General features: G+C 44.7%; 12 protein-coding genes and 1 pseudogene. 6 read left to right on the top strand and 7 right to left on the bottom strand.

The genetic code is table 11. The features are described 5' to 3' along the window. Positions 1–257: 257 nt before the first annotated feature. On the top strand, positions 258–7,235 hold the full coding sequence (locus QUA44_RS02295; RefSeq protein ID WP_333247570.1) for an FkbM family methyltransferase: 6,978 nt from the start codon (positions 258–260) through the stop codon (positions 7,233–7,235). Positions 7,236–7,381: 146 nt separating this feature from the next. Here the strand turns inward: QUA44_RS02295 and QUA44_RS02290 are convergent, their stop codons facing one another. Both QUA44_RS02290 and QUA44_RS02285 read right to left on the bottom strand, forming a co-directional pair. After that, the gene (locus QUA44_RS02290; RefSeq protein ID WP_333247572.1) at positions 7,382–8,275 is read right to left on the bottom strand and encodes a CNNM domain-containing protein; all 894 of its coding nucleotides are present in this window, start codon (positions 8,273–8,275) and stop codon (positions 7,382–7,384) included. A 369-nt stretch (positions 8,276–8,644) separates the two neighbouring features. Continuing rightward, on the bottom strand, positions 8,645–9,730 hold the full coding sequence (locus QUA44_RS02285) for a hypothetical protein (protein WP_333247574.1): 1,086 nt from the start codon (positions 9,728–9,730) through the stop codon (positions 8,645–8,647). A 114-nt stretch (positions 9,731–9,844) separates the two neighbouring features. Between QUA44_RS02285 and QUA44_RS02280 the strand changes: the two genes are divergently transcribed. The 3 genes and pseudogenes from QUA44_RS02280 (at position 9,845) to QUA44_RS02270 (ending at position 12,943) form a co-directional block, all read left to right on the top strand. Continuing rightward, positions 9,845–10,732 (top strand): YihY/virulence factor BrkB family protein, encoded by an 888-nt coding sequence (locus QUA44_RS02280; protein ID WP_445243618.1) that lies wholly within the window; start codon positions 9,845–9,847, stop codon positions 10,730–10,732. Between the two features lie 588 nt (positions 10,733–11,320). Further along, positions 11,321–11,743 (top strand): annotated as a pseudogene (locus tag QUA44_RS02275) (glycosyltransferase); the annotation flags it as partial. A 144-nt stretch (positions 11,744–11,887) separates the two neighbouring features. Further along, positions 11,888–12,943, top strand: coding sequence for a glycoside hydrolase family 104 protein (locus QUA44_RS02270; RefSeq protein WP_333247576.1), 1,056 nt, complete (start codon positions 11,888–11,890; stop codon positions 12,941–12,943). A 235-nt stretch (positions 12,944–13,178) separates the two neighbouring features. Here QUA44_RS02270 and QUA44_RS02265 read toward each other — a convergent pair whose 3' ends face one another. The 3 genes from QUA44_RS02265 to QUA44_RS02255 all read right to left on the bottom strand — a co-directional run bounded on the left by QUA44_RS02265 (position 13,179) and on the right by QUA44_RS02255 (position 16,810). Then, positions 13,179–13,895, bottom strand: a complete 717-nt coding sequence (locus tag QUA44_RS02265; protein WP_333247578.1) for a DevA family ABC transporter ATP-binding protein — start codon at positions 13,893–13,895, stop codon at positions 13,179–13,181. A 176-nt stretch (positions 13,896–14,071) separates the two neighbouring features. Next, entirely contained in the window at positions 14,072–15,256 is a 1,185-nt protein-coding gene (gene devC, locus QUA44_RS02260; RefSeq protein ID WP_333247580.1) for an ABC transporter permease DevC, read from the bottom strand. 132 nt (positions 15,257–15,388) lie between these two features. After that, positions 15,389–16,810: an HlyD family efflux transporter periplasmic adaptor subunit gene (locus QUA44_RS02255; protein WP_333247582.1), complete on the bottom strand. Its 1,422-nt coding sequence runs from the start codon at positions 16,808–16,810 to the stop codon at positions 15,389–15,391. Between the two features lie 114 nt (positions 16,811–16,924). Here QUA44_RS02255 and QUA44_RS02250 point away from each other — a divergent pair, with 114 nt between their 5' ends. Then, a complete protein-coding gene (locus QUA44_RS02250; protein ID WP_333247584.1) occupies positions 16,925–17,533 on the top strand; it encodes a TetR/AcrR family transcriptional regulator in 609 nt (202 codons plus the stop codon). A gap of 88 nt (positions 17,534–17,621) precedes the next feature. On the opposite strand, the gene QUA44_RS02245 is transcribed toward QUA44_RS02250, so the two are convergent. Both QUA44_RS02245 and QUA44_RS02240 read right to left on the bottom strand, forming a co-directional pair. Continuing rightward, positions 17,622–18,818 (bottom strand): flagellar assembly protein H, encoded by a 1,197-nt coding sequence (locus QUA44_RS02245; protein WP_333247585.1) that lies wholly within the window; start codon positions 18,816–18,818, stop codon positions 17,622–17,624. A gap of 11 nt (positions 18,819–18,829) precedes the next feature. Continuing rightward, a complete protein-coding gene (locus QUA44_RS02240; protein ID WP_333247587.1) occupies positions 18,830–20,341 on the bottom strand; it encodes a mechanosensitive ion channel domain-containing protein in 1,512 nt (503 codons plus the stop codon). Positions 20,342–21,440: 1,099 nt separating this feature from the next. On the opposite strand from QUA44_RS02240, the gene QUA44_RS02235 reads away from it, so the two are divergent. Next, on the top strand, positions 21,441–25,574 hold the full coding sequence (locus QUA44_RS02235) for a PAS domain S-box protein (protein WP_333247589.1): 4,134 nt from the start codon (positions 21,441–21,443) through the stop codon (positions 25,572–25,574). Position 25,575 lies beyond the last annotated feature (1 nt).

Below are 25,575 nucleotides of genomic sequence, written 5' to 3'. Positions count from 1 at the left end.
GCGATCGCGCTCCTGTGCTGTTTTGGTAGCCGACTTGGCGTATAACTGTGAAGAAGCTTTGGAGTAACAGGAGCGCGATCGAGCTGATACGACAGAACCAAGGGCAAGGCTCAAGGCTGTTTCCCTATAGGGAATAACTCAAAAAAGTTAAGCATCAGACCTTCGCCGTCCTATAAAATCTCTTGTAAAAGGTTGAAATTTCAGAATAATGATTCAGCTAAACTCTTAATTTAGACTTTCATCTGGAGACACTAAAAATGGACTTAAAAACAATGGAAATTAAATCATCAATGGCAATTAATTTTATTCGTAACTTTGTTCAACCTGGAGATATTGTTTTTGATGTCGGGGCAAATATAGGGCAAAAAACAGAGGTCTATGCTGCCGCTGGAGCGAAAGTAATATGCTTTGAACCCCAGCCAAACTGTGTCAACATCTTGACCGAAAAATACCAGCACAATCAAAATATCGCCATCGTTAACAAGGGATTGGCAGAACAAAAGGGAACGATGGAGCTTTCAGTATGTAATGATGCGAATTACATATCAACTTTTTCTAAAAAATGGCAGACCGGACGTTTTGCTAACTACCAATGGAATGAAACTGTTAGCGTAGAAGTTACTACCTTAGATGAGATGATCGAAGTGTGGGGACGACCACATTTTTGTAAAATAGATGTAGAAGGCTTCGAGTATCAAGTATTAAAGGGACTATCTACACCAATTCCTTATATATCATTTGAGTTTGCCATAGAATTTATTGACGATACAAAAAAGTGCATAAACCACCTGAAAACTCTCGGATATAAGCTTTTCAATTTTGCCAATGGCGAACAAGCTAATTTAGTATTTCCTGAATGGGTTTCCGAGGAACGCCTTGTCAAGTACCTAGAATCTAGCAATGACTCCTTACTGTGGGGAGATGTTTATGCTAAATTCGAGGCAAATCAACATCATATTTCTGGTAGCGGAATAGCTAAAAATAGCAGCAATGAAGTGATAGCAACAAAAGGATATCTAAACTTACAGAAACTTTGTCAGGAACACTCGATTACCCCGCGCGGTCTGATTCACATCGGAGCCCACGAAGGGCAAGAAATGAAGGAATATCAAGCGATGGGCGTGCCAAAAGTGCTGTTCATAGAGGCTAATCCTTCTGTCTTTGAAAGATTGAAACAGAATATAGCTGGACTTCCTAATGTGTGGGCGGCAAATTGCGCTGTCAGCAACGAAAATGGCACAGTCAATCTGCGAGTGAATTCCCACGATATGAGCAGCAGCATTCTGCCCCTGAAGCTGCATAAAGATATTTACCCCGGCATGGTAGAGGTAAATCAAGTTACCGTCATCTCGAAAACTCTAGACGCACTTCTGGAACAAAGCCCCTTCACTTCAGCCGATTTTAATATCATTAATATTGATATTCAAGGGGCAGAACTTTTGGCTTTTCAAGGCGCTGTCGAGACTTTGAAATATATAGACGCAATTATCACAGAAGTTAATCGCGAAGAACTTTATGAAGGGTGCGCGTTAATTGACCAAATTGATGATTTTCTCTCATCATACGGCTTTGTGCGAGTAGCGATGGCCAATCCTTCCCATCCATCTTGGGGAGATGCTTTTTATGTCAAACAACCACTTCCCAGTCAAGATGGGGGTAATTTGAGTTCGAGTGGCTTGTCTGTAAATGAGATAAACAATACCATCATCGTAACCAGCATAGCACCGGGAAATATTGAGAATCAGCGGGCGGCTGTAGAAAGCTGGCGCAGTCTGGGATTTTCCCCTGTTTCGCTCAATAGCCCTGAAGAAATTAGCCAACTACAGCCCATCTATGAAAATGTTACTTTTCATGCGGTAAACCGCGATGCACGGGTCGAAGCGGGAAGACCGCTAGTGTATCTTGATGATATGTTTGCATATTTGCGCGATCGCCCTACAAAAATCTGCGGCATAGTCAACTCAGACATCCGCCTGAAAGCTGGTGACGATTTTCTCGCCTTAATCTGCAAAGAAGCGGAAAATTCCATAGTTTTCGGTTCGCGAGTCGATGTCGAGACATCTGAAAACACAGAGGGGAAAGTTTACGCTCAGGGATTTGATTTCTTCTTCTTTGACAAACAACTGTTAGAACAGTTTCCAACTTCCCAATTTAGTTTAGGTCTTCCCTGGTGGGATTTGTGGATACCGCTTACCGCTCATCAGAAAAATCTCAAGTTGAAATATCTTGCTAGTCCTGTTGCCTATCATATCAAACATCAGGTCAATTACATCAACAATTTTTGGCAAACAAAAGGAATTCACTTCACGCAGTTTTTCGATCTAAATTTGTCGCGCCAATTTGAACAACTGCTGGCGAATGACAATAGCCGTTTGCAAAGCGAACTGACGAATGTTGCAGTTCAATTCATGACCTTGATTGACAAACAGACGCCAAAAATTAAATATGAAACAAAAGATGTCACTGCTCAAGTTTCAGATTCATTAAAAGTATCCGCCATAGTTTCTACCTACAACTCAGAAAACTTTATTCGCGGATGTCTGGAAGACCTGGTAAACCAAACCCTGTACCAAAAAGGCGCACTGGAAATCATTGTAATAGACAGTAATTCTCAACAGAATGAAGGAGCAGTAGTTCGGGAGTTTCAAGGGAAATATCCTAACATAATTTACTGCCGGATTCCAGAGCGAGAAACGATTTATGCGGCTTGGAATAGAGGCATCCAGATGTCGCGAGGCAGATACATTACTAATGCGAACGCCGACGACAGACACCGCCCCGACGCATTGGAAATCATGGCTAATTATTTAGACTCGCAACCAGAAACTGCTCTGGTTTACGGAGATCAATTAATTACGAATGTTGTTAATGATACTTGGGCGGGGACGCAATCTAAAACGCGGTGGAATTGGCCGGAATTTTCCTATGGGGAACTGGAACAGCGCTGCATTACGGGTTCTCAGCCGATGTGGAGAAAATCTCTGCACGAAAAACATGGCTATTTCCGAGCAGAATTGACTGCGGCTGGGGATTACGAATTTTGGTTGCGGATTGGCAAAACAGAAAATATGTGCCGCATCCCGGAAGCGATCGGGCTTTACTACCACAACGAACAAGGTTTAGAATATGGTTCAGGGCGATCGCAACAAGAAACGCTTAAGATATGGAATGAATACGGCATCATCCGCCGAGGTATCAAACCCGCCACTACCGTCCCCGTTGCCATCTCTCCGTCACAGCTAAATGCCATGCCCTACCGCACATCCGAACCAGCACTCGTCAGCATCATCATCCCCTGCTACAACCACGCAAATCTACTCAGAGAAGCTGTAGAAAGCGTTGTCAATCAAACCTATCAAAACTGGGAGTGCATAATTGTCAACGACGGTAGCACCGATGATACCAGCAACTTCACAAATTATTTAATTCAATTGTATCCTCAAAAAGCGCTGCGCCTGATCGATAAACCCAACACTGGGCCCGCAGATTCGAGGAATGTTGGCGTTCAGAATTCGTCAGGAAAATTGATTTTATTCCTGGATGCTGATGATAAAATTCATCCCAAATTTATAGAGGAGTGCGTTGAAGTTTTATCAGCAAAACCGAATGTGGGCTTTGTCTATACAGATGTGCAGCACTTCGGGGCAAACTGCGATTTAGTCAACCACGGCGACTTTGAACCCAATAAATTTTTGAGAGACAATCAAGCCCCCGCTACTTCCTTATTTAGAAAAGAAATTTACGAGCAAGTAGGCGGCTTAAAAAAAGTGATGAAGCTGGGATGCGAAGACTGGGAATTTTGGATTTCCGCCTATGAAAAAGGCTGGTTAGGCGATCGATTACCTCAGCCTTACCTGTACTATAGGCAACATGGCGACGGCTCTAGCAGAACCCAAAAAATGGCGGGAGAACGCCCAAAATTAGACTTGATGAGAGCTACAATTGTTCGCCTACACTCTCAACTTTATAAACCCGAAGAAGTTCGTTGGTCAGAACAAATTTTGCAGCAACACGGCAACTTGATTGCTGATGAATTAGCTCAAGTTATTAAACCAGAACAATTCTTAGTTTCCCTTCCTCAATACTTGGGAGATTACCAAAAAGACCAAACTAATCAAGTTGCTTTGGCTAACATCCGCGACTGCCGCCGACAACTTGCCGATTATTTGGTGAATCTACCCGCAGAAAAACTAGAAACTGCCTACTCCGGCGATACAGGTAAGGCACATCAAATGCTGCTCAATAGCACTATCAAATATGAAGCACTAACAGATGCCGAACAGAGTTTGATAGCTCAACTAGCAGCACATATATCCCAGGGAATTAAAACTCTCAAAGATGTTAACTACTTACTAGCAGCCGCTCTTTACCGTCGGGCTGACCAGTTGTTGCTGAAGTATGAAAACGCAGCTATACCCAATTGGTTTGTCAACGACTATCTCAAATTTATGTTTGCGGCGCCGACTCTCTTTCAAGAATTAGGAGAGGCTGACAATTATTGCCACTACGTGCAGGGATGGGTTAGTTACGTACACCGCAATATATTCCAAAACCAAAATTCACAAGTTTGGCAGGAAATTGCCTGGTTTTTTACTCAAAGTGCTAACTTTATCCCTCTATACTTCAATAGTGAAAATCTCAAAGATATCTACACGAAGCGGGCAGATATTATTGAATTTGCGATGAAAAATCGCGGGGCTGCCATTGATTGCATTTTTCCTGCAAGGTCTGCAAACAGACAGAAAATTCGGGTCGGAGTTCTGACTAAGCATTTCGGGGCGATGACGGAAACTTTCGCCACATTGCCGGCTTTTGAATATCTCAACCGAGAGCAATTTGAAATTATTTTGTACGCTCTTAATCTCGACGGGAACAAACTAGAACAGTATTGTCAGAGTTGCGCTGACAGACTGGTTAAACTGTCGAATGACTTGCCAAGTCAAGTTCTGACAATCCGCGCTGATGATTTAGATATTCTGCTGATAGCTACAAATATTACTGCGGTTACTCACCCGATTAGTTTACTGGCGCTGCATCGATTGGCGCGGGTACAAACTACTTGTTTTAATTCTCCTGTGACTACAGGAATACGACACATTGACTATTACATTGCTGGTAAGTTGATGGAACCTGCACCTGAAGGACAGGAGCATTATCGCGAGGAATTAGCAACTATTGACGGCCCTGGATGCTGTTTTAGCTATACCCTCGAACCTTACACTCCTAACATTAATTTTACCAGAAATAGTATCGGCATTTCCGAGGAATCGGTTGTCTTTATTTCGAGTGCGAATTTGTATAAGCTAGTGCCGGAGTTAAGGGAAACATGGGCAAAGATTATGGCGGCTGTTCCTAATTCGGTGCTGTTTTTAATGCCTTTTGGCCCTAGCTGGACTAATTATTATCCAGGGGCGGCTTTTGTGAATAATATGAAAGCCGTTTTTGCTAAGTATGGCATTGAGAGTAATCGTTTGCGGGTGTTGAAGAGTTTTCCTAACCGTGCGGATGTTAAAGAAGTTTTGAAGTTGGGGGATGTTTATTTGGATTCCTATCCCTATGCGGGGACTACTTCCCTTGTAGATCCGTTAGAAGTGGGACTTCCAACGGTGGTTAGGGATGGGAATACTTTACGATCGCGCATGGGAGCGGCTGTGGTACGATCGCTCTTGATGCCCGATTTAATCGCCCATGACGAAGCATCCTACATTCAGCTAGCCGTTACCCTCGGCACTAACCCGCAACTGCGCCAGCAAAAACGCCAGGAAATTCAGCAAAAAATGCAGGGCAATCCCGCCTGTTTTGATAGTGTTGCATACTCGGGGGCGATCGGCAAATTATTCCAACAACTCTTTGGCAAATGGCAAACCAGCCACCTGGAAGCATCCCGCAGCTTACAAGATAGCATTCCCAAACAGGCAGATTTGGGCGAGATGCTCTCGAATGCCGTCAAGCTTTACCAAAGAAACTCATCAAACATCTCAGCAATATCCGAACTGCGTCAAATCCGCAAACAAATCGCTGATTTTTGGCTGAACCTTCCCACAGAAAACCTTGAAACCGCCTACAAAAGCGCGCCCGGTAACAGCTATCAAATCCTGCTCAAGAGCGGTTTCCAACGTCAACCGATGATCGAAAGCGAACAAATATTTTTGCAGCAATTAACCCAGATTAGCAAAGGATTAGTGCATCCCAAAGCTGTCAACGCCTTGCTCGCGGCGATGCTGTATTTCCCGCCGGAAACCATGCGAATTCCCGAAGCTCGTAACCGTTTGCCACACTGGTTAATTGGGGATTACGAACAAGTTTTTGAGACTGAAGCCGCCGTCAAGTCGGATTCAAGTTCTGACTTGCTAGCTCAATACATTCAATCCCCGCAATTTGCGAATCAACTGTTAGGATGCGTCAATCTTTACCGCATTGATTCGTCAGACGAATCCGTAGTTTTGGAACTCCGCCAAATCAGAAAACAAATGGCTGATTTTTGGCTGACTGTTCCTTCAGAGAAACTAGAAAAGTTTTACCGAGGAGAAGTTCGCAAGGGATATCAAGCAATACTAGGATGTGGCTTGCAAGCAGAAGCAATGACTGAAGCAGAACAAAAATTTTTGCAGCAATTGACCGAAATTAGCAAAGGGTTGGTGCAGCCTCAAGCTATCAATGCTCTGCTGGGGGCAATGCTGTATTTTGTTCCGGGAAAAATGCGGGTTCCCGATGCTCGCACCCGCTTGCCACAGTGGTTGCTTGAAGATTATGAAAAGGTGTTTGAGAGCGTATTCGCGACAACAGAACCAACACTTGCAAAACCCGATTATCTGCCGCAGTTTCTCAATCAATTAACTGCTGCGGTTAATCTTTATGAAATCGACCCGACGGCTGAATTGGTAATAGCAGATTTGCGGGATATTCGCAAGCAAATTGCCGATTTTTGGCGGAGCGTTTCCGGCGAACAAGTAGAAGTTTTGTACCGGAGCGATTTTGGCAAGGGTTACAAAGCAATGCTGGGCAGCGGGTTTATTAACGAGCCATTAAATGAGAGCGATCGCGAGTTTTTTAACTCGTTGGTTGTTGAGTTGAGTAAAGGGTTTGGAGCGCCTAAAGCTGTAAATAATTTGTTGGCGGCGATGCTGTTTTGTCGCCCTGGGCAGTTGCAACTTCAGGATGCGAATAGTTGTTTGCCTTCGTGGTTGTTGGAAGATTACGAGCGGTTTGTTGGGGTTAAGATGGCTGTTGGGTGAGAAAGGTGCAGTTTTTGAGGTTTGGGATTATTTGTTAGTCTCAAATCTCAGGATTGAAACGAACCGCGAAGACGCAAAGTACGCGAAGGAAGAGAATGGAAGGGAAGATAAAGAGTTGAGAAATCCTTGTCCCTACTTGTAGTAATTCAATTTAACACGAGTTGTGGATGTTGAATTTCAAATAAGGGGCGAGTTACCTGACGCACTAGCACTGTTTCTAAACTGCCTTCTACTACAGTTGCTGCTTCTATTTCTAATTCGCCCCACAAGAATCGATCGCCCTGAGTGGGCATTTTACCCAAAGTGTGAATCACGAATCCGGCGATTGTTTGGTACGCTTGGTTCGCGGGCAGGTTTAAGCCGAGTTTTTCGTTAACCGCTGTTACTTCCCAGATGCCGGAAATCAGTGCTGAATGAGCATCTTTTTGAATGATAGTGGCTTCGGAAGTTTGCAGCAGGGGCTCCGACTTTTTACTGGTAATCCAACCGGTCAGCAGCCACACAGTACCGTTGAGAATTGCTAGCAGCGGCCACAGTATTTTTGAGCAGATTTCTAGGGCTGGCATCAGCAGCAAAGCGGTGCGTTCTGGGGCGTGGGTTGCTAATACTTTGGGGATGAGTTCTCCTAATACTATCTCGACGTAAGTTACTAAGATAAAAGCTGCGGGAACTGCGATCGAATGAGCGCTCAACATGGCGGGTAAATGACCGATCGGCAATTTGTCGATCCACGGCTCGATCCAGTGTACAGTCGCACTCTCGCCCAACCAACCCAACAGCAAGCTCCCTGCCGTTGTGCCTGTTTGAGTCACCGACAGGTAATGCGGTATGTTCTTCTGCGCTTGGTGTACGAGTTCGGCGGTTTGGGCGGTTGGGCGATCGCGCAAGTGAGCCAGTTGGCGGATTTGATGGCGATCGGCTGATACTAATGCTAATTCTGCCGCCACAAAAAATGCGATTAAAAGTGTTAATCCCAGCAACATTGCTAATCTCAGCAGTGTTTGGGCGACTTCTATTTCCAGGCAAGCAAGGTTGTTCAAGATAGATATCTAATAGGATAGATGTTTTTGACTAATACGTTTATTTTAGCTGTCGATTCAGATTGATTGACTGCCTCAGCTATCGGATATCCCCACTACCCTTATTCGTAGGCGCGCCGAGGCGCACCTTACCCGTAGAACTTGTGAACTCTTTCTCTTCTCTTCCTTCGCGCCCTTGGCGTCTTCGCGGTTCGTTTTAACTGAGATATTGCACCATTCTAAATTACTTGTTTAGGAACAGGCTTTCCGGCCTGTTCCACAAGAGATAAATTTTATTGTGGAACAGGCTTTCCGGCCTGTTCTGGACAATGATGCAAGATGTGAGTAAAAAAAAGAATCCAATTCACAAAACCGCAACTCATTGCTGTATCAACTCTCCCTTACTCCCCGGAGCGAATTAATTTCCGTAAAAGTCTGCACCGGATCGGACTTCAACCCGCCTTGAATGTAATTCAACTTCACTTCTTCCAACAAATCCGACAGCAGCGACTGCAATTCCCCTAGAGTTTTCTCATCTTGCAATTCCCGCCGCAAACTTTGATTAAATTCTTGGCTGAAATTATCTAAAATTTTTCGACCTTTATCGTCTTCATAAGTAGTAGCTACCACATCAACAGCAGTTTGAGCCAAATAATTCGCTAGCTGTTCCGTCATCTCCGTCGGCAAAATGTTAATCGGAGAGAAATTTTGCAGGATTTGATAAAAATCCGACTGTTTGATTGTTGTTTCCAAATTGTGGTGCAGCAATTCTTCCAAATCCGGTTGCACCTGTGGCAAAACTTTGTAAATTGTCAGATCTAAAATCCGCTTGGTAATTTGTTCGATCGTATTTTCCTGATTGACGTGAAGGTACGGCTGCTGCGCCAGCAACATCTGCACCGCGTCGCCCTGTTCGATCGAACTTTTAGCTTGATTGATAAATCGCACCATCATGTATTCCGACATCGTATTGGCTAAATAAGCCACCGGTTCATAGGTAACTTGAGCAACTGCGCGATCGAGATTCACCAAACCCGACTTGTGCAGCCGCGCCAATACCGGCAGAATCCGCCACCCCTGCCAAATCGGGATCACCAGAAACACCTCGTACCAGCGCCTCAGCACAAAATCAAACCAAGTTACCCCCGGTTTGCGGCGGGTATGGAACAGACTTTTAATCAAAAACTCCGCCCCAAAAAAACCGATAAAAAACGTATCAATTCGCCAAAACTGGTCAGCGCTTTTCAAAAATTCGGGATTTGGCAAACTCGAATCAATGCCTTTAATTGGGTCATAAATTTTAACTAAACCCGGAAAAAAGCTCTGATAAACAGGGCGCAACTGAAGGTAACTGAAATGGAAAAGCACCAGCAATAAATTGACCACCGCTACTAAGGCGCTCAATTTTGCCCAAGACATTGCTTTTTTGGACAAGTTTACATCGGTGCTGTTAACAGTTGTGTTGGAATCTGACATAAAAGTAATTTTCCGAATTTGCTAATCGATAAATCTATCTTGTGGCCGACGCTAAAAAACCCCTAACAGCTTATAATCCCTTGGTGAACGCTAAGTATAAGGAAACCAAAAGCCGTGAAATTAAAAACAGTCATATCGCTGCTAAAAGAAACTTTTAGTCAATGGCAAAAAGATAAAGCCCCAACCCTAGCCGCCGCCCTAGCCTATTACACAGTCTTCTCCCTCGCCCCGTTGCTAATTATCGTAATTGCGATCGCGGGTTTAGTCTTTGGTGCAGACGCAGCCCAAGGTCAAATCGTCACCCAACTGCAAAGTTTAATCGGTAAAGATGGCGCCCAAACTGTCCAAGAACTGATTCTCAAAGCCTCCGAACCCAAGTCGGGAATGATTGCTACTTTAGTCGGCATCGCTACACTTTTGTGGGGCGCTTCCAACGTGTTTACTAATCTCAAAGAAGCCCTCAATACTATTTGGAATGTTTCACCGCCTCCCGGACGTGGGATCTGGGGATTCCTGCAAGACCGCGTATTGTCTTTTGCAATGATTTTAGGCATAGGCTTTCTACTGCTAGTATCTTTAGTAATTAGCGCCGTTTTAGCAGCCATCAGCTCTTGGTTGAACGACTTGCTGCACTTACCAGTCGGCATTTGGCAGATTGTGGATTTTGCTCTCTCCTTTGGCGTAGTCACGATGCTTTTTGCCTTAATTTACAAACTCTTGCCCGATGTCGAGCTTGCCTGGAACGATGTTTGGATAGGCGCTGCCATCACCTCAGTGCTGTTTACGATCGGCAAATCCCTAATTGGAGCTTACCTCGGAGGTAGCGGTATCGCCTCTACCTACGGTGCAGCGGGTTCCTTCGTGATTATCCTGCTTTGGATTAATTATTCCGCTCAAATTCTCTTCTTAGGTGCCGAGTTTACCCAAGTTTGGGCTAACCGATACGGCTCCAGAATGCGAACTTCGCGAAACAATATCCTCAACATCGAAAAAGGAAAATGAATCCTTTGCACGCAAACATCGGAAGAACTCTTAACATTACACAAACGGGAAATTTGAGGTTAAACCAGAATCCCTAGTTTGAGATAAGAAGCAAGAAGCAGAACGCAGAAGGAAGAGGGAAAAAGGCAGAAGGCGGAAGGCGGAAAGAAAGAAAAATTTTCAATGCAATAATTTGGCTTTTTTTTTCTTACCCTGTAACATTCTGTTTTCGGGGCGACATACTTCTGCTTTCTCCAAATCCCTACCTATTTATCCAGAGAAGTAAAAATTATACCTTCGACTGACCTCGCATCTCGAACACCAAGCTGAAAGCAGGTGCGATTTTTACACCCACCAGAATCCAGGAAATTCCCTTCACCCTCATTCATTTCTATTTAGATTATCTAGAGTTTGAGCTGCTGCACGTCTCTGTCAGCAGAAGGAAGTCGTCTGTCAATTTTTCCCTGTAACTTATCCCTGAAGGATGATTTCTAGATCCAGCCTTTTCTATTTAATACAAATTAGCTAGAAGATTCGAGTCCCGGCGCTGCAGCCAAAATTGCATTTTCAATCTTCTCCTGAAATATTTTTAATTTTTGGTAAACAATCATGATTTCATTAACTAAAAAACGCATCGGTCTCATCTCCGTACACGGCGATCCCGCTGTGGAAATTGGCAAAGAAGAAGCGGGCGGGCAAAATGTTTACGTGCGTCAAGTAGGGGAAGCTCTGGCTAAACAGGGGTGGCAAGTTGATATGTTCACCCGCTCATCCGATCGCCAATAAGCAAGAATTGTACAGCACAGTCCCAATTGCCGGACAATTCGGCTAGTAGCAGGGCCGCAAGAATTTATTCCGCGCGACGAACTCTACGGATATTTACCAATCTTTGTTCAAGAATTTCAGAAGTTTCAGTTAGAGTCAGGCTTTCAATATCCGTTAGTTCACACAAATTACTGGCTGTCTTCTTGGGTGGGAATGGAGTTGAAAAAATCCCAACCCCTGCAGCAAGTTCAAACTTACACTCAACTGCTCGAACAATCGGCCCTTGAGCTTGACCCCGTGAGCGCTTAGTAGTATCACTTAATATGGTTGAACCCAGTTTCCCTTGATCCCTATTTCACTCATCCGTTCTAACTGGCAACCTTCAACTAGAAGTGATATCAGGAGGTACTCTTGTACGCGCCAGAACATCTGGGAAGCCATCTACAACCCATTTCCGACATCGAGCTAATTCGCCTGTGGGTGGAGCGCAAATCCCCCCGCAGCAAGCGCTTTAGCTGGCAGGCGGCCAACCGTTTTCGGCTGTTTGTAGAAAAACCGCTGGCAGAAGTGACTCTGACAGATGTCGAGACTTTCGCCGCAGCAATGAGGGTGAGCAAACTTGCACCCGGTTTCTACAAGCAAACCTTGCTAGCGCTGAAATCGCTGTTCGCCTTCGGCCAGCAAACGGGAATCTTGCCCGCAGCCCTCCCTCTGCAGGGGTGGCCTGTGCGGCAGCGCAGGCAAGTGTCCAAACACCTCCGTTTTAAACTTTCGTGGACTTTGTTAATCTGTTTGTGCTTTTTCTTAGGTCGAATGACGCCGAGACTGTGGGGGCAATCGGTCTCGGCAGAAAGCTCGCCCGCCCCGAAACGCCTACCGGAAGTTGCGGCCCTCGGTTCAGCAGACAAAGGAGAGAATAATATCGATCGCGATCGAACAACCGAAACTGGAACCCTGAATTCACCAGATCCGAGACAGGATAGCCGACTCGATAGCATTGGGCCCGAACGTCGAGTCAAAGCCTTTCTCGACACGATTGCCGCCGCCGAAGGAACCGCTAGCCCCGACGGCTACCGCACCCAGTACACCGGCACGAAATTTGTCAGCTTTCAAGATCATCCCAGGGAAATGAGGTGCGGCCGCCGCTATGGCAAAAAACTCTGTTCAGACGCAGCGGGGCGATATCAGTTTCTCAGTACAACTTGGGACAGATTTGCCAAAAAATTTAGCGTCAGCGATTTCAGCCCAGAAAATCAAGATTTGATGGCTATAGAGTTAATCCGAGAAAAAGGTGCATTAGAAGATATAGAAGCGGGTCGATTGGAGTCAGCAGTCAGAAAACTCGCTTACATCTGGCCTTCTTTTCGGCGTTATGGCGGTTCCGTGGAATCCTCTCTGCCGAAACTAGAAGCAATGTACCTGCAAAAATTGGGTAGTTACCGGCAAGGATTGGTTGTTAGCAATTAGTCAACAGTTCAAGGACAAGTTTAGATTGGGGTTGGGAATTTTGGATTAAATTTTGACATCCAAAATTGAAAATGGGGGAGTTATGGGTGATATCAAATCCGTTAGCATCGGAATAGTAAATTCGAGTTCACTGTTGACTGTTGACTGTTCACTGTGCACAGTCAACAGTCAACAGTCAACATCATTCCGGTGTAACCGGAAATGATATGATGTCTATTCTTTGGTATGTTAAAAATTATGCTAATTTGCCATCTTCCATGTGAACGATGCGATCGGCAATATCCAAAATTCGGTTATCGTGGGTTACTAACAAAATAGTACAACCCTGCTCTTTGGCTAGTTGCTGCATCAAATTGACAACTTCGCGGCCGGATTTGCTGTCCAGCGCGGCTGTCGGTTCGTCAGCTAAAACAATTTGCGGTTGGCTGACCAAAGCGCGGGCGATCGCAACTCTTTGTTTCTGTCCTCCCGACAAATCATCTGGATAATAGTTAATCCGCTGTTCCAGTCCTACTAACTCTAGCATTTTTGCCGATCGATCGCGCATTTGGGAACGCGACAAATTGCCGTGAACTTCCAAACCCATTTGCACGTTTTGCAGTGCGGTCAAACTGCGGTGCAAGTTGTGCGCTTGAAAAATGTAGCCTATTTTGCGCCGCGCCTTTACCAATTGGTCTGCACTCGCTTTGCACATTTCTTGACCGAGAATTTTGAGACTACCAGATTGACCAGAACGCAGTGCGCCAATCAATGTTAAAAGCGTGGTTTTTCCCGAACCAGAAGGCCCGGTCATCAGGACGATTTCACCTGCATTTATTTCTAGGTTGATGTCAAAAAGTACCTGTTTTCGCAGTTGACCTTGACCGAAGTAGTGGTCGAGTTTGTGCAGGGAAATTACTGGCTCAGAAATCTGTAAGTTGTCGGTTGTGGGGTTGAGGGTAGTGGATTGCATAATTTAAAAGATTCGGATTTTTTTAACCACAGAGGGCGCAGAGAACACAGAGAGAGAGATGAATAATTCGGATGAATCGAGGATTTGATATGATACAAAATCCGGCTTAAATATCCGTTTACTTTTTATTTCTTAGTCTCGCGGTTTTAACCGCCGAGTTATCTACGAAATGCAGATTAAAAAATATCGGCTGGGTCGGCTGCTTGCAGTTTACGAGTGGCAATAGTTCCGGAAATACTGCACATTACCATGTTCAAAATTAATACTGTAACTGCCCGCATTATAGTCATGTATAGAGGTAAATTTGTTGCATTGCGAGTTAAATGATAGAGTCCTACCGAAACTCCTACCCCAGGCAAAAAACCGAGAACAGAAAGAATTATAGCTTCTTCAAAAACAATGCCAAGCAAATAAATATTGCGGTAGCCCATTGCTTTAAAAGTAGCGTATTCTGCCATGTGGTCGCTGACATCGGTTGATAGGACTTGGTAAACGATAATTACTCCTACTACGAAACCCATCGCTACGCCTAAGTTAAATATGAAGCCGATCGCAGTATTATTCGCCCAATAATTTCTCTCAAACTCGATAAATTCTTGTTTGGTCAATACCTTGACATCCGACGGCAAATATGCCTTTAAAACTTGTTGAACTTCCACAGGGTCAGCACCCGGTTGCAGTTGAATTAATCCGGCATTAACACTCGTGGCATTTTGTCTGGGAAATAGGCGCAAATAATTTTGGTCGCTGGTCATCAAAATACCGTCAGCGGCGAAAGATGCTCCAATTGTGAATAAACCACTGATGTTAATTGTGCGCCGATCGACCTCTGTTTTAACAGATTTTCCCTGATTGATTTGTGCGATAGCTGCTTGATAATTACCTCTAGAAGCTCGGTCAAATAACACAGTATCCGGCAATTTAATCGAGTTCAAATTTTGGTTGACTTCGGGCAACGCAAATGCAGGGCGATCGGGATTGAAACCGACCACCATAATTGACGTTTCGCGACGAGTTTCGGGATTTTTCCAGTTGCCAATTTTGACGTAAAGCGGCTCGGCTGATTTCACACCCGGTACATTCATTGCCTGATATAATCTGCGCCTGGGAAAAGAAGACAAATTAATTAAATTTCTGGCTTGCGGGTGAATCAAAACTATGTCTGTTTGCAAAGTTTGGTGCAGGCGCGTATTGCTGCTAAAAAGCGCATTTTGAAAGCCCAACTGCATGAACATCAAAACGTCAGCAAAGGCAATTCCCGCTACTGCTACTACCATTCGCCCTTTGTCGTGACTAAGTTGTAGCCATCCAAGAGGAGTTCTGTTTCTTAATTGTTGTAATGGTTTGATTAGTCCAAGCATAGGATTTTAGATTTTAGATTGTGGATTTCGTCAGTCATGTTCTTAATCTTTAATTAAAGTCGAAATTATTCATCTCTCTCTTCTCTTCCTCTGCGTTCTCTGCGCTCTCTGTGGTTAAAAACTTCTTAATCCTTAATTCCCGCCGATCGCCACTTTGACTTGCAAATTGGTTAATCCCGCTACTTTCTGGCTGGAAGCTTCATCTAAGCGCACTTTTACTTCCACAATTCGACTATCAATATTCGCAGAAGGATCGGTGTTAATAATATTTTGGCGCTGCACTTGTAAGCCGATATGTTCAACAGTTCCCTGCAATTCACTCTTGAAAGAATCGCTAGTAATTTTAGCTGATTGTCCAATGCGTACTTTGTCCACATCGCTTTGATAAATTTCAGCAATAGCCAGCATTTCGCGAGTTTGTCCGAGTTCGACAATGCCGTCATTCCCCACTTTTTCGCCTGGATATGTGTGAATTTTTAGGACTTGGGCATCTCTAGGAGAGCGAATGTAAGCTAGAGCCAGATTGGCTTTGGCGCCTTTGGCGGCTGAAGCGGCGGAACTGACTTCGGCGGCGGCTGCTGCTATGTCAACGGGACGCACTTCGGCGATACGATCGAGATTTGCCGCAGCTTCATTAATCTGCTGTTGTCGAGATTCCTGAATTTGGCTGAGTTTGGCTTGGGCTTCGTTAATTTGCTGTTGGCGAGATTGCTGAATTTGATTCAATTTGGCTTGGGCTTCGTTAATTTGTTGTTGGCGAGATTGCTGAATTTGATTCAGTTTTGCCTTTCCTTCGTTGAGTTGCTGTTGAGTTGTTTCGGCGGCGAGGCTTTTGCTGTCGCTAGTTGAGGCGGAAATTGCTCCCTGTTCATAGAGTTGCCAATAGCGCCGATCCTCGCTTTGGGCGTTGCGGAGTTCGGCTTGTAGGCGGGCAATTGCGGCTTTTTGAGTTTGAATTTCCCCTTGCTGTTCGGCCCTCAAGCGAGCAATTGTGGCTTGTTGCGCTGCGATTTCGGTGCTGCGATCGATTTCTAGACGGGCAACGATCGCCTGTTGCGCTGTGATTTCGTTGCTGCGATCGGCTTGTAAACGGCTAATAGTCGCTTTTTGGGCTTGGATTTCGCCGTTTTTGGCTCCTGCTTTGACTTTTGCTAGATTTGCCTCGGCGACACGCACTTGTTCTTGAGCTTGGTCGAGGGCCGCTTGCAGGCGATCGCGGCTGTCCAAAATTGCGATCGTCTGACCTGTTTTCACCATGTCTCCCTCTTTTACTAAGAGTCGATCGATCCGGTTTCCTTCCGCCGCACCGGAGGCGGAGACTTTAATTACTTCTCCTCTGGGTTCCAGTCGCCCCAAGGCTGTAACTGTGGTTAATTGGGATGCTGCGACGGCTGCTGCTGCGGCTACTGCGTTGGGATCGGGTATGCGCGATCGCCAGATCGTGTAGCCTGTGGTTCCCCCTGCCGCCAGGGTTGCTACTGCTGCCACAACTAGGAGTTGTTTAACTAGGGATGGAGTGGAGGATAAGCTGTCCGCTGTTGGTTGGTGTACCATGACATACCTCTTTTTGAGTAATAAAACTAAACCGTTTAGTTCTGATATGTTTTAATACTAAACCGTTCAGTATAATAATGTCAAGAGCCCAAATAAAAATTACAGAAGCAAGATATGGCAAGGACAAAATCTATGGAACCAGACGCAGCAGCAAGTGACAAAACCGAGCAAATCCTGCAAGGTGCGATGCAAGAATTTTTAGCCCACGGCTACGCGGGCACAAGTATGGACAAGGTAGCGAAGACGGGGGGAGTTTCCAAAGCCACGGTTTACAGCTATTTTGCAGATAAAGAAGGATTATTCGTTGCCTTGGTACAGCGGCTGGCGCAAAAAAAAGTCCATTTTACAGTTCTGGATGAAGAACCCGCCGTAGCGCTGCGATTCGTTGCCACAACTCTATTAGAGCAGGTGACGCAGGAACCTGAATTTCTCAATTTTGTGAGGTTAGTGATTGCGGAGTCGGGGCGTTTTCCCCAGCTAGCGCAGACTTTTGTGAGAAACTTAGCTAAACCGGGTATCGATCGGCTTACTCAATATTTGGCATCGCATCCAGAGTTAAAATTGCCCGATCCGGAGGCAACGGCGCGGATTTTTATTGGATCGCTGGTATATTTTCAGTTAACGCAGCATATGATGCACGGCCAAGATATTATCCCAATGGAGCGCGATCGACTCATCGACGGTCTGCTGCACTTGATTTTAGGCCCGCAGTCCAATTGCTAAGTGCGATCGACAGAATCTAGGAATTTTCTTTGATAATTATTTAAATGCCATAAAGAGCGAGATCCCTTTATGGCTGCGATCGCAGGTTTTAGTCAGGTGTTTTTCCTAACCTGTCCCTCAATTCATCAGCCGATAACTGCGGCAGTTGTTCTACAAACAATGTCAATTCGGCTACAGGCAATGCCAATAAATTAGTAACTGCTGTAGGCAGAAGATCGCCCAATTCAGGCGATCGTATTTGCAACGCACTTTCAGCTAACAATTTAACCGCTGCTTCTCGCCCTGTTTCATCGACTGTTAACATCGATATTGCCAGCAACAGCACTGTAAATTCCGCCGCCGCCAACTTGGATATTGGAGATAAAAAAGCAGTCATTTTTGGACTTAATTCTCCAAATCGAACTCGCAGAAAGTTTTCTAAGATTAAGCGCTGTTGTTCTTGTCTGCCTCGTTCTAGCCCTTGTTCTAGCCCTTGTTCTAGCCCTTGTTCTAGTCCCCGTTCTAACCCTCGTTCTAGTCCTCGTTCTAGTCCTTCTTCTAGTCCCTGTTCTAGTCCTTCTTCTCTAGCTTGTTGCTGGGCTGCTTGTATTTGTTGTTGAAAAAGTGGTGCAATGGCCATAATTAACTCCCGCTCTTCTGGCTCTAATTCTTGTGGCACATCGGTTACTAAATTTGACTGTAACCGATACAGCAATTCTAGCGCGATAATCCGCAACGGATCGTCTGTTGCTAAAGCGCTTAATTGGGAAATAGCCCTTTGCTGCACTCCCCCTTTGCCCAAAATCCTCAACCACAGGGTGTCTGGAGTTTCTGGCAACTGGTGAATCGCCACAATTGCAGTTCGCAAAGATTCCCCCAAAAAATAAATTCCCTGCATCCAGTTCTCTGTGTCTGGTATCGCATTAAAGCTATCTACCAATGCTTTCGATGCTGTGGGCATCAAAATCCACAGTTTGGGTAACTGAGCGTCATCATAGCGAGTATTTTCTCTCCTAAATTTTCGCTCCAATTCACCTCGCACATCCAATAACTTGCCCAGACAGCTACAAATTTCGCTGACGTTTGCCGGATTGCGAAACGGTTCAAAAATTGCAGTTGTGTTTGCCATTTTCCCCAACAATCCCAGGGTTTCTGAGTATTCGGGAATGGCGGTGCTGGGAGTGAAATAAACATCGATTTCTCGGACTTCTGAAGTCACATCGCGGCCGATATTAACCGTTCCGAGTGGTGACAGCAATTCCTCCAGGTATTCTTTGGCAAAGAGGTCATGAATAAATCGCGTCATAAGAAATCATTTCAAACACTAAATAGATTTTTTAGCCGTTTTCTCACCCATTCTACAGGATTTTCATCCTCTTCTGCTGCCTCTACCAATTCCAGTTCTCGCAATAATTGCTGTCTCTCGCTGAGTTCTTCTTTGTGTTTGACTATTTCTTTAATAATCTGTTCAGATAAATCCGGTCGTTCAGTTAAAACTTTTTGGAAACCTTCTTTATTGATGGCAAACAAAATTGTTTCTTCTAAAGCTCTCACCGAAGCAGTTCTGGGGATTCCCAACATCAAAGAAAGTTCCCCGAAAAACTGACCAGTGCCGAGGTTATTCAGATGTTTGTCAATAGCTTCTACAAAAACTTCTACTGAACCTGAAAGAATCATGTAAAAAGCATCTCCGGGGTCGTTTTCGTGAAACAAATATTCTTGCGATCGCAGCCGTTTGCGGTATCCAACTTCAATCAATTGCCGCAATTCAAGATCAGTCAGATTTTCAAAGTATTCCACCTCTCGCAGCAAACAGCTAAGGGACGATGGCTTTTTCGGTTTTTCTGCAAAAATTGGCTGTTTTTGCTCATTTTCAGAGTAACTGTTCGGGAGGTCAATTGCAGTTTCTTTTTTGTTGAAAATTGATAACAGAACTTCGGGGTTTTGCAAATAAATTTCTCTGTCATTGAACGGAAATTCTATTTTGTGCTGGCGGAAATTGTATTCAATTGCAAAATTCAAAGAACTTTTAATTACTTCTCTTTCAGTCGGCCTGTCCGTCCAAACTAAAAGTTCAAACTTAAAACTATCATCACCAAACTCGACAAACAATACTTTCGGATGCGGTTCGTATAAAACTCCCGATTCCGCGTAAGCAATATTTAACAGAGTTTCTGTCACTAACAGCGGGTTACTATTCTCGGCTACTTCTATGGGAACTCGCAGACAGAGTAGCGAGTTTTCGTAACTCCAGTTAACAATTTTGTTGCTAATCATTTTGCTGTTGGGAACTATGACGCTAGAGTCCTCAGTGGTTTGAATGATGGTCGATCGAATCGAGATTTTTTTGACGATTCCCATTAATCCTTCTAATTCCACAAAGTCTCCGACTTTCACAGGCCTGTCTAAAAGCAGCGTTAAGCCGCTGACAAAATTAGTGGTTAAATCCTGGATTCCGAAGCCAATTCCCACTCCCAATCCCCCCGCAACTACTGCAAAAGAAGCGAGGTTGAATCCGATGCTTTGGATGGCGACTATCACACCCAAAGCTACTATTAAATACCCAATAATTACTGCGATTGCTTCCCGATTTCCCTCGTCAATTCCCAGTCTGACTAACAAGCGTTCCTTAAGAAAATTTGTAAAATATCGTGCTATCACAAGGATAGCCATAAACAATATAATCAGTTCCACCAGGGACTGCAAGGATACAGGATTTTCACCTATTTTAAATAGGGTAGCGGTAAATATTTTCGAGAGCTGTGTCAATACTTCTTCTGGTATTGTATTAAATTCCAATTCCGGCCATAAGGTTTTTTGTGTTGTCATTTTTTAAGTTGGTAGTAGTAAACAATAAAGTCCTCAGTGCCAAATTTAAAAATAAAATCCTGAAGTCTTTATCACAAATGTTAGCCTATTTTGGTAAAAAAAATGAAGTCTTTACATAGATATGTGGTTCCTCATACTACGCAGTTATCCCTCTTGCGAATTTTTCGGATACCTTGTCTTCGCAGACCTGCGGTTATTGTGCCACTTTTTCGCGAGACGAGATCCGACACATCTATTATTAAAGCGAACCCTCTATAGCAATCCTCGCATCATTTGTGAATTTCTTACTCCCTCCCTTTACCAAGGGGAGGGTTGGGGTGGGGTAAAAAAAATACGACTCCTGCAAGGATTGCTATAGTAAATTTATTCAACATTAACTCTATGCGATTTTATCATACTCTCCACTAATTATTTTTGGAAGTCCCGTTATCAACTTAAGCGGGGATTATTCAATGACTCTTTAAGTGGACAAGTCAAATATCCAAGTATTACAATGACTTTAACTGGTGGGAGAGATATTGCTATTACTCTGCCAGTGGCGTCCGTCTTGTGTATATCTAAGTAAAAATTTAACGGATCTAGCTAAAATTGATAACGTTCCAAGAATACTTGGCATTCTACCGATATGGGGGACAAACTATAACTTAATTGCATTTGTCAATCCGTAAATTTACTGAAAATATTGCTTTGCTTATTTAGGAGTGGAAAATTGGCGATTTGGGGGTGGGTGGGCATAAATATGGCGAGCCGATCGCCATTATTGCTCGATCGCCCAAATCTTAGTTTCCCCCCGCCCAATCTGAGTAAATTATGAGCATAATTGCTGATTGACAAGCGCTTCCCTAGCTGATGTTGTCACTAATGTTCTACCGATAGGATTGATTAGGAATAGAATTGATGAGAAATAGAAATACTTGGCGATACATCCGAAGAATTAAGGGAAATAGTGTCGCAAGGGATACAGAATATCGCAGATTGAAAGCCTAATGGTCACGCTACTGAACGTTTTCTTCAGTACCAAAATTGGAGGTAATGAAAACCTTGCGATCGCCCAATTGGAGACAAGTTGTAGAATAAAAGCTGAAATGCACGAGCCAACATGAGCAAATTCCCACCAGAGAAAACCCAATTGCCACAGCAAGAGAACACAACAGCAGAGGTATTGCGACAGGATCACTTCGAGGCTTTTTTTGCAGGTGCCAACGCCGGAATGATGATTTATGACAGCCAACTTCGGTACGTCTCAATTAACGAAGTTCTGGCCCAGATCAATGGCATTCCTGTGGCAGACCATATTGGTAGGTCGCTGGGTGAAATGCTGCCCGACTTGGCTCCGACTCTGGAACCAATGCTGCAAGGGATTCTGGATACGGGCAAGCCAATTCTCGACTATGAAGTAGTGGGTGAAACCCCGAAACAACCAGGCATCCTCCGCTACTGGGAAACATCTTACTATCCTTTGCTGGATGAAAATGGCAGGGTTTTTGGTGTGGGTGTCATTGTGATTGAAATTAGCGATCGCAAGCGGGCAGAACAAAAGCAGGCACGACTGACGGCAATTTTGGAAGCAACTTCCGACTTAGTAGGAGTTTGTGATACGGCTGGGCATAGCGTCTATCTCAACCAAGCCGGACAGGAAATGCTGGGGATGTCCCCAGAGGAAGCACGATCGCCGTTTAGTCTAGATTCTGTGTTAGCTCCCTCGGCAACGGCAAAATTTCAGGATGAAGCCTTTCCCACCGCTTTACGAGAGGGTAGGTGGGCTGGTGAAATCCTATTTTTGTCACGGGATGGGGAAGAAATTCCAGTCTCCCAGGTTTTGATCGTTCACAAAACTGCAGCGGGTGAAGTCGAGTTTATTTCGACTGTTGCGCGGGATATTCGCGAACAACAAGCTGCCCTGCGCGATCGCAAAAAAGCAGAGGAAGAACGGCAATTGCTTGCTACCACAATTGAGAACAGCCGTGACTTTATTGGCGTTGCTTCAATGGATGGTCGGCCGATGCTGTTAAATCAAGCGGGCATGGATTTAATGGGACTGAGTAGTGTGGACGAAGCCAAAACCAAACACATTACCGACTTCTTCATGCCAGAAGATTTAGACTTTGTACAGCAGTATATCCTGCCTGTGCTGATGAAAGAGGGAAGTTGGCGAAGTGATTTCCGGTTGAGACATTTCGTGACAGGTCAACCCATCGCGGTAGACTACACCCTATTTTTGGTCAATCATCCAGAGACTAATGAACCGATAGGAATTGCCACGATTACGCGGGATATTCGCGATCGCAAAAAAGCAGAAGATGTCCTCAAACAAAATGAAGAACGATTTCGTTCTTTAATCGAAGCTACCGCTCAAAGTATTTGGATCGGTAATGCTGAGGGCGAATTGGCTAGTGAACAACCTACTTTAGGTGCATTTACAGGACTGACATTTGAGGAGTATAAAGGACGGGGTTGGCTAGACACGATCCACCCAGACGATCGCGCTCGTGTTGGTAGTATATGGTCGGCTGCCGTGGCCAATCGATCGCTCTATGAAGATGAATTACGTATGCGCCGCTATGACGGGGAATATCGGTACATGAGTTGTCGTGGTATACCAATTCTGAACGCGGATGGTTCAGTTCGGGAATGGGTGGGAGCTAATACAGATATTACCGATCGCAAACAAGTTGAAGAAGCTCTGCACGAACAGCAAGCTGCGCTGCGCGATCGCAACCTCTTGCTGAGCTCTATTTTGGAAAGTACGCCAGACATAATTGTGGTTAAAGACCGGGAAGGCCGATATGTTGCCCTTAATTCCGAGGTAGCAAACTCTTTTTACGGTAGACCCATTGAGCAAATCATCGGCAAAGATGATTCGGAACTTCTTCCTTCTGCTAGTGCCCTTGTAATAATGGCAAAAGACCGCGAACTCATGGAAGCAGGCATTACTGAAACCTACGAAGAAGAGGTTTTTAATGGTAAGGAGACCACTTCTTTTTTAACAACAAAAGCCCCTTGGCGAGACGCTCAGGGCAATATTCTCGGCCTGATCGCCATAGCACGAAACATTGGCGATCGCAAACAAATGGAAGCAAAGTTGCGCGATCGCAACTTCTTACTAAACTCTATTTTGGAAAGTACGCCAGACATCATTGTTGTTAAAGATTTAGAAGGGCGTTATGTTGCCCTTAACTCCAACGTAGCCAACTTTTTGGGCAAGCCAATTGAGGAAATCATCGGCAAAGATGATTTAGAATTAATGTCTGCTGACAGTGCTCGTGAAATTATGGCAAAAGATCGCCAAGTCATGGCAGCAGGAATCACTGAGACTTTCGAGGATGAAATCTCTGCTGATGATGAAACCCCTACAACCTTTTTGACTACAAAAGCTCCTTGGCGGGATGCTAAGGGCAATATTCTGGGCATCATCGCCACAAGCCGAGATATTAGCGATCGCAAACAAGCCGAAGATGCGATCAAACAAAGCGAAGAACGCTATCGATCGCTAATCCTTGCCACGTCCCAAATTGTCTGGACAGGCGATTCTGAGGGGCGATGCTGGGATATGCCGACTCTGAGAGCTTACACCGGACAAACCGAAGCTGAGGTAATTGGTTTTGGCTGGTTAGATGCAATTCACCCGGACGATCGCGAACAAACGGCTCAGGTATGGATGGAAGCAGTGCAAACGAAAAGCCTGTATGACATAGAATATCGAATTCGCGGAGCGGATGGAAACTATCGTTATTTCCAAGGTAGAGGCGTACCCATTCTGAATGAAGATGGCAGCATTCGGGAGTGGGTTGGCACTTGTACCGATATCCACGATCGCAAACAAGCAGAATTCGTACTGTCAAAAGCCAAGGAAGCCGCAGAAGCTGCTAGTCGGGCTAAAAGTGAATTCCTTGCTAACATGAGCCACGAGTTGCGAACTCCCCTGAATGGCATCATGGGATACGCACAGATTCTTCAGCGTTCCAAAGTCTTGAAGGAAGAAGAGCGATCGCGCATTGATGTCATTTATCAGTGCGGTTCCCATTTACTAACCTTAATCAATGATATTCTCGATTTGTCGAAGATTGAAGCACAGAAAGTGGAACTCCAGCCCACCGATTTTCATTTCCCGGCGTTCCTGCAAGGTGTAGCAGAGATGTGTCGCATCCGAGCTGAACTCAAGGGAATTCAGTTTCATTTTCCATCAAGCCCCGAACTGCCGATCGGTATTCGTGCGGATGAAAAACGCTTGCGACAAGTGTTAATTAATCTTTTGAGTAACGCTATTAAATTTACGGATGCGGGCACTGTTACTTTTATAGTCAGTTTTGCCACACACGAAAAAATTCGCTTTGAAATACGCGATACAGGTACTGGCATTGCACAAGATCAACTCCAAACTATCTTTCAGCCCTTCGAGCAGGTAGGCGATCGCAGACGGCAGACGGAAGGTACGGGATTGGGACTGGCAATTAGCAAAAGGATTGTAGAACTAATGGGCAGTACCATTCAGGTTCAAAGTGAGATGAATGTTGGCAGTATTTTCTGGTTTGATGTCGATCTGTATCAAGCCGATGAATGGGTGAAAACGTCTCAAATTGACCATCGCGGGCAGATAATCGGCATCAAGGGCCGCCAACCTAAGATTGTAGTTATTGATGACAAATGGGCTAACCGTTCGGTAGTTAGCAATTTGCTCAGTCCGATCGGCTTTGAGGTGTCTGAAGCCAACGATGGGCAGGAAGGATGGGAAAAAATTATAGAGGTGCAGCCAGATTTAATCGTTACCGACTTACTAATGCCCGAACTAGATGGCTACGAACTAATTAAGCGGGTTCGAGAATCGGAAAATTTCAAAGACATGGTGATTATTGTCTCTTCTGCGAGCGTATTTGAAACCGATCAATACAGAAGTTTAGAAGCAGGAGGCAACACCTTTATTCCCAAACCTGTTCAAGCCACGGAACTCCTACAAAAATTGCAACAGTATCTTGATTTGGAATGGGTTTACGAAGCTAATGAAGAGCCACTGGCGAGATCCTCAGACACCAATGAGCTAATTGCCCCGCCTGCTACAGAAATGGAAATACTATACGAGCTGGCTATGAAAGGAAATTTCCTAGAAATAGTTAAGCAGGCGGCATTACTGGAAGAAATAGATCCCAAATACATTCCCTTTGCTAAAATATTGTATCAAATGGCAAAAGACTTTCAAGACGAAGAGATTTTAACGTTTATTGAGTCCTACAAGTAAG

Origin of the sequence: Microcoleus sp. N9_A2, from assembly GCF_036701775.1 — a bacterium.
GTDB lineage: Bacteria > Cyanobacteriota > Cyanobacteriia > Cyanobacteriales > Microcoleaceae > Microcoleus.
This window is presented reverse-complemented; position numbering and strand designations above follow the sequence as displayed.

Coding starts and splice junctions, on each gene's coding strand:
- QUA44_RS02295 (WP_333247570.1), top strand. CDS start 258: ATGGACTTAAAAACAATGGAAATTAAATCATCAATGGCAATTAATTTT.
- QUA44_RS02285 (WP_333247574.1), bottom strand. CDS start 9,730: ATGTCAGATTCCAACACAACTGTTAACAGCACCGATGTAAACTTGTCC.
- QUA44_RS02265 (WP_333247578.1), bottom strand. CDS start 13,895: ATGCAATCCACTACCCTCAACCCCACAACCGACAACTTACAGATTTCT.
- devC (WP_333247580.1), bottom strand. CDS start 15,256: ATGCTTGGACTAATCAAACCATTACAACAATTAAGAAACAGAACTCCT.
- QUA44_RS02255 (WP_333247582.1), bottom strand. CDS start 16,810: ATGGTACACCAACCAACAGCGGACAGCTTATCCTCCACTCCATCCCTA.
- QUA44_RS02250 (WP_333247584.1), top strand. CDS start 16,925: ATGGCAAGGACAAAATCTATGGAACCAGACGCAGCAGCAAGTGACAAA.
- QUA44_RS02245 (WP_333247585.1), bottom strand. CDS start 18,818: ATGACGCGATTTATTCATGACCTCTTTGCCAAAGAATACCTGGAGGAA.
- QUA44_RS02240 (WP_333247587.1), bottom strand. CDS start 20,341: ATGACAACACAAAAAACCTTATGGCCGGAATTGGAATTTAATACAATA.
- QUA44_RS02235 (WP_333247589.1), top strand. CDS start 21,441: ATGAGCAAATTCCCACCAGAGAAAACCCAATTGCCACAGCAAGAGAAC.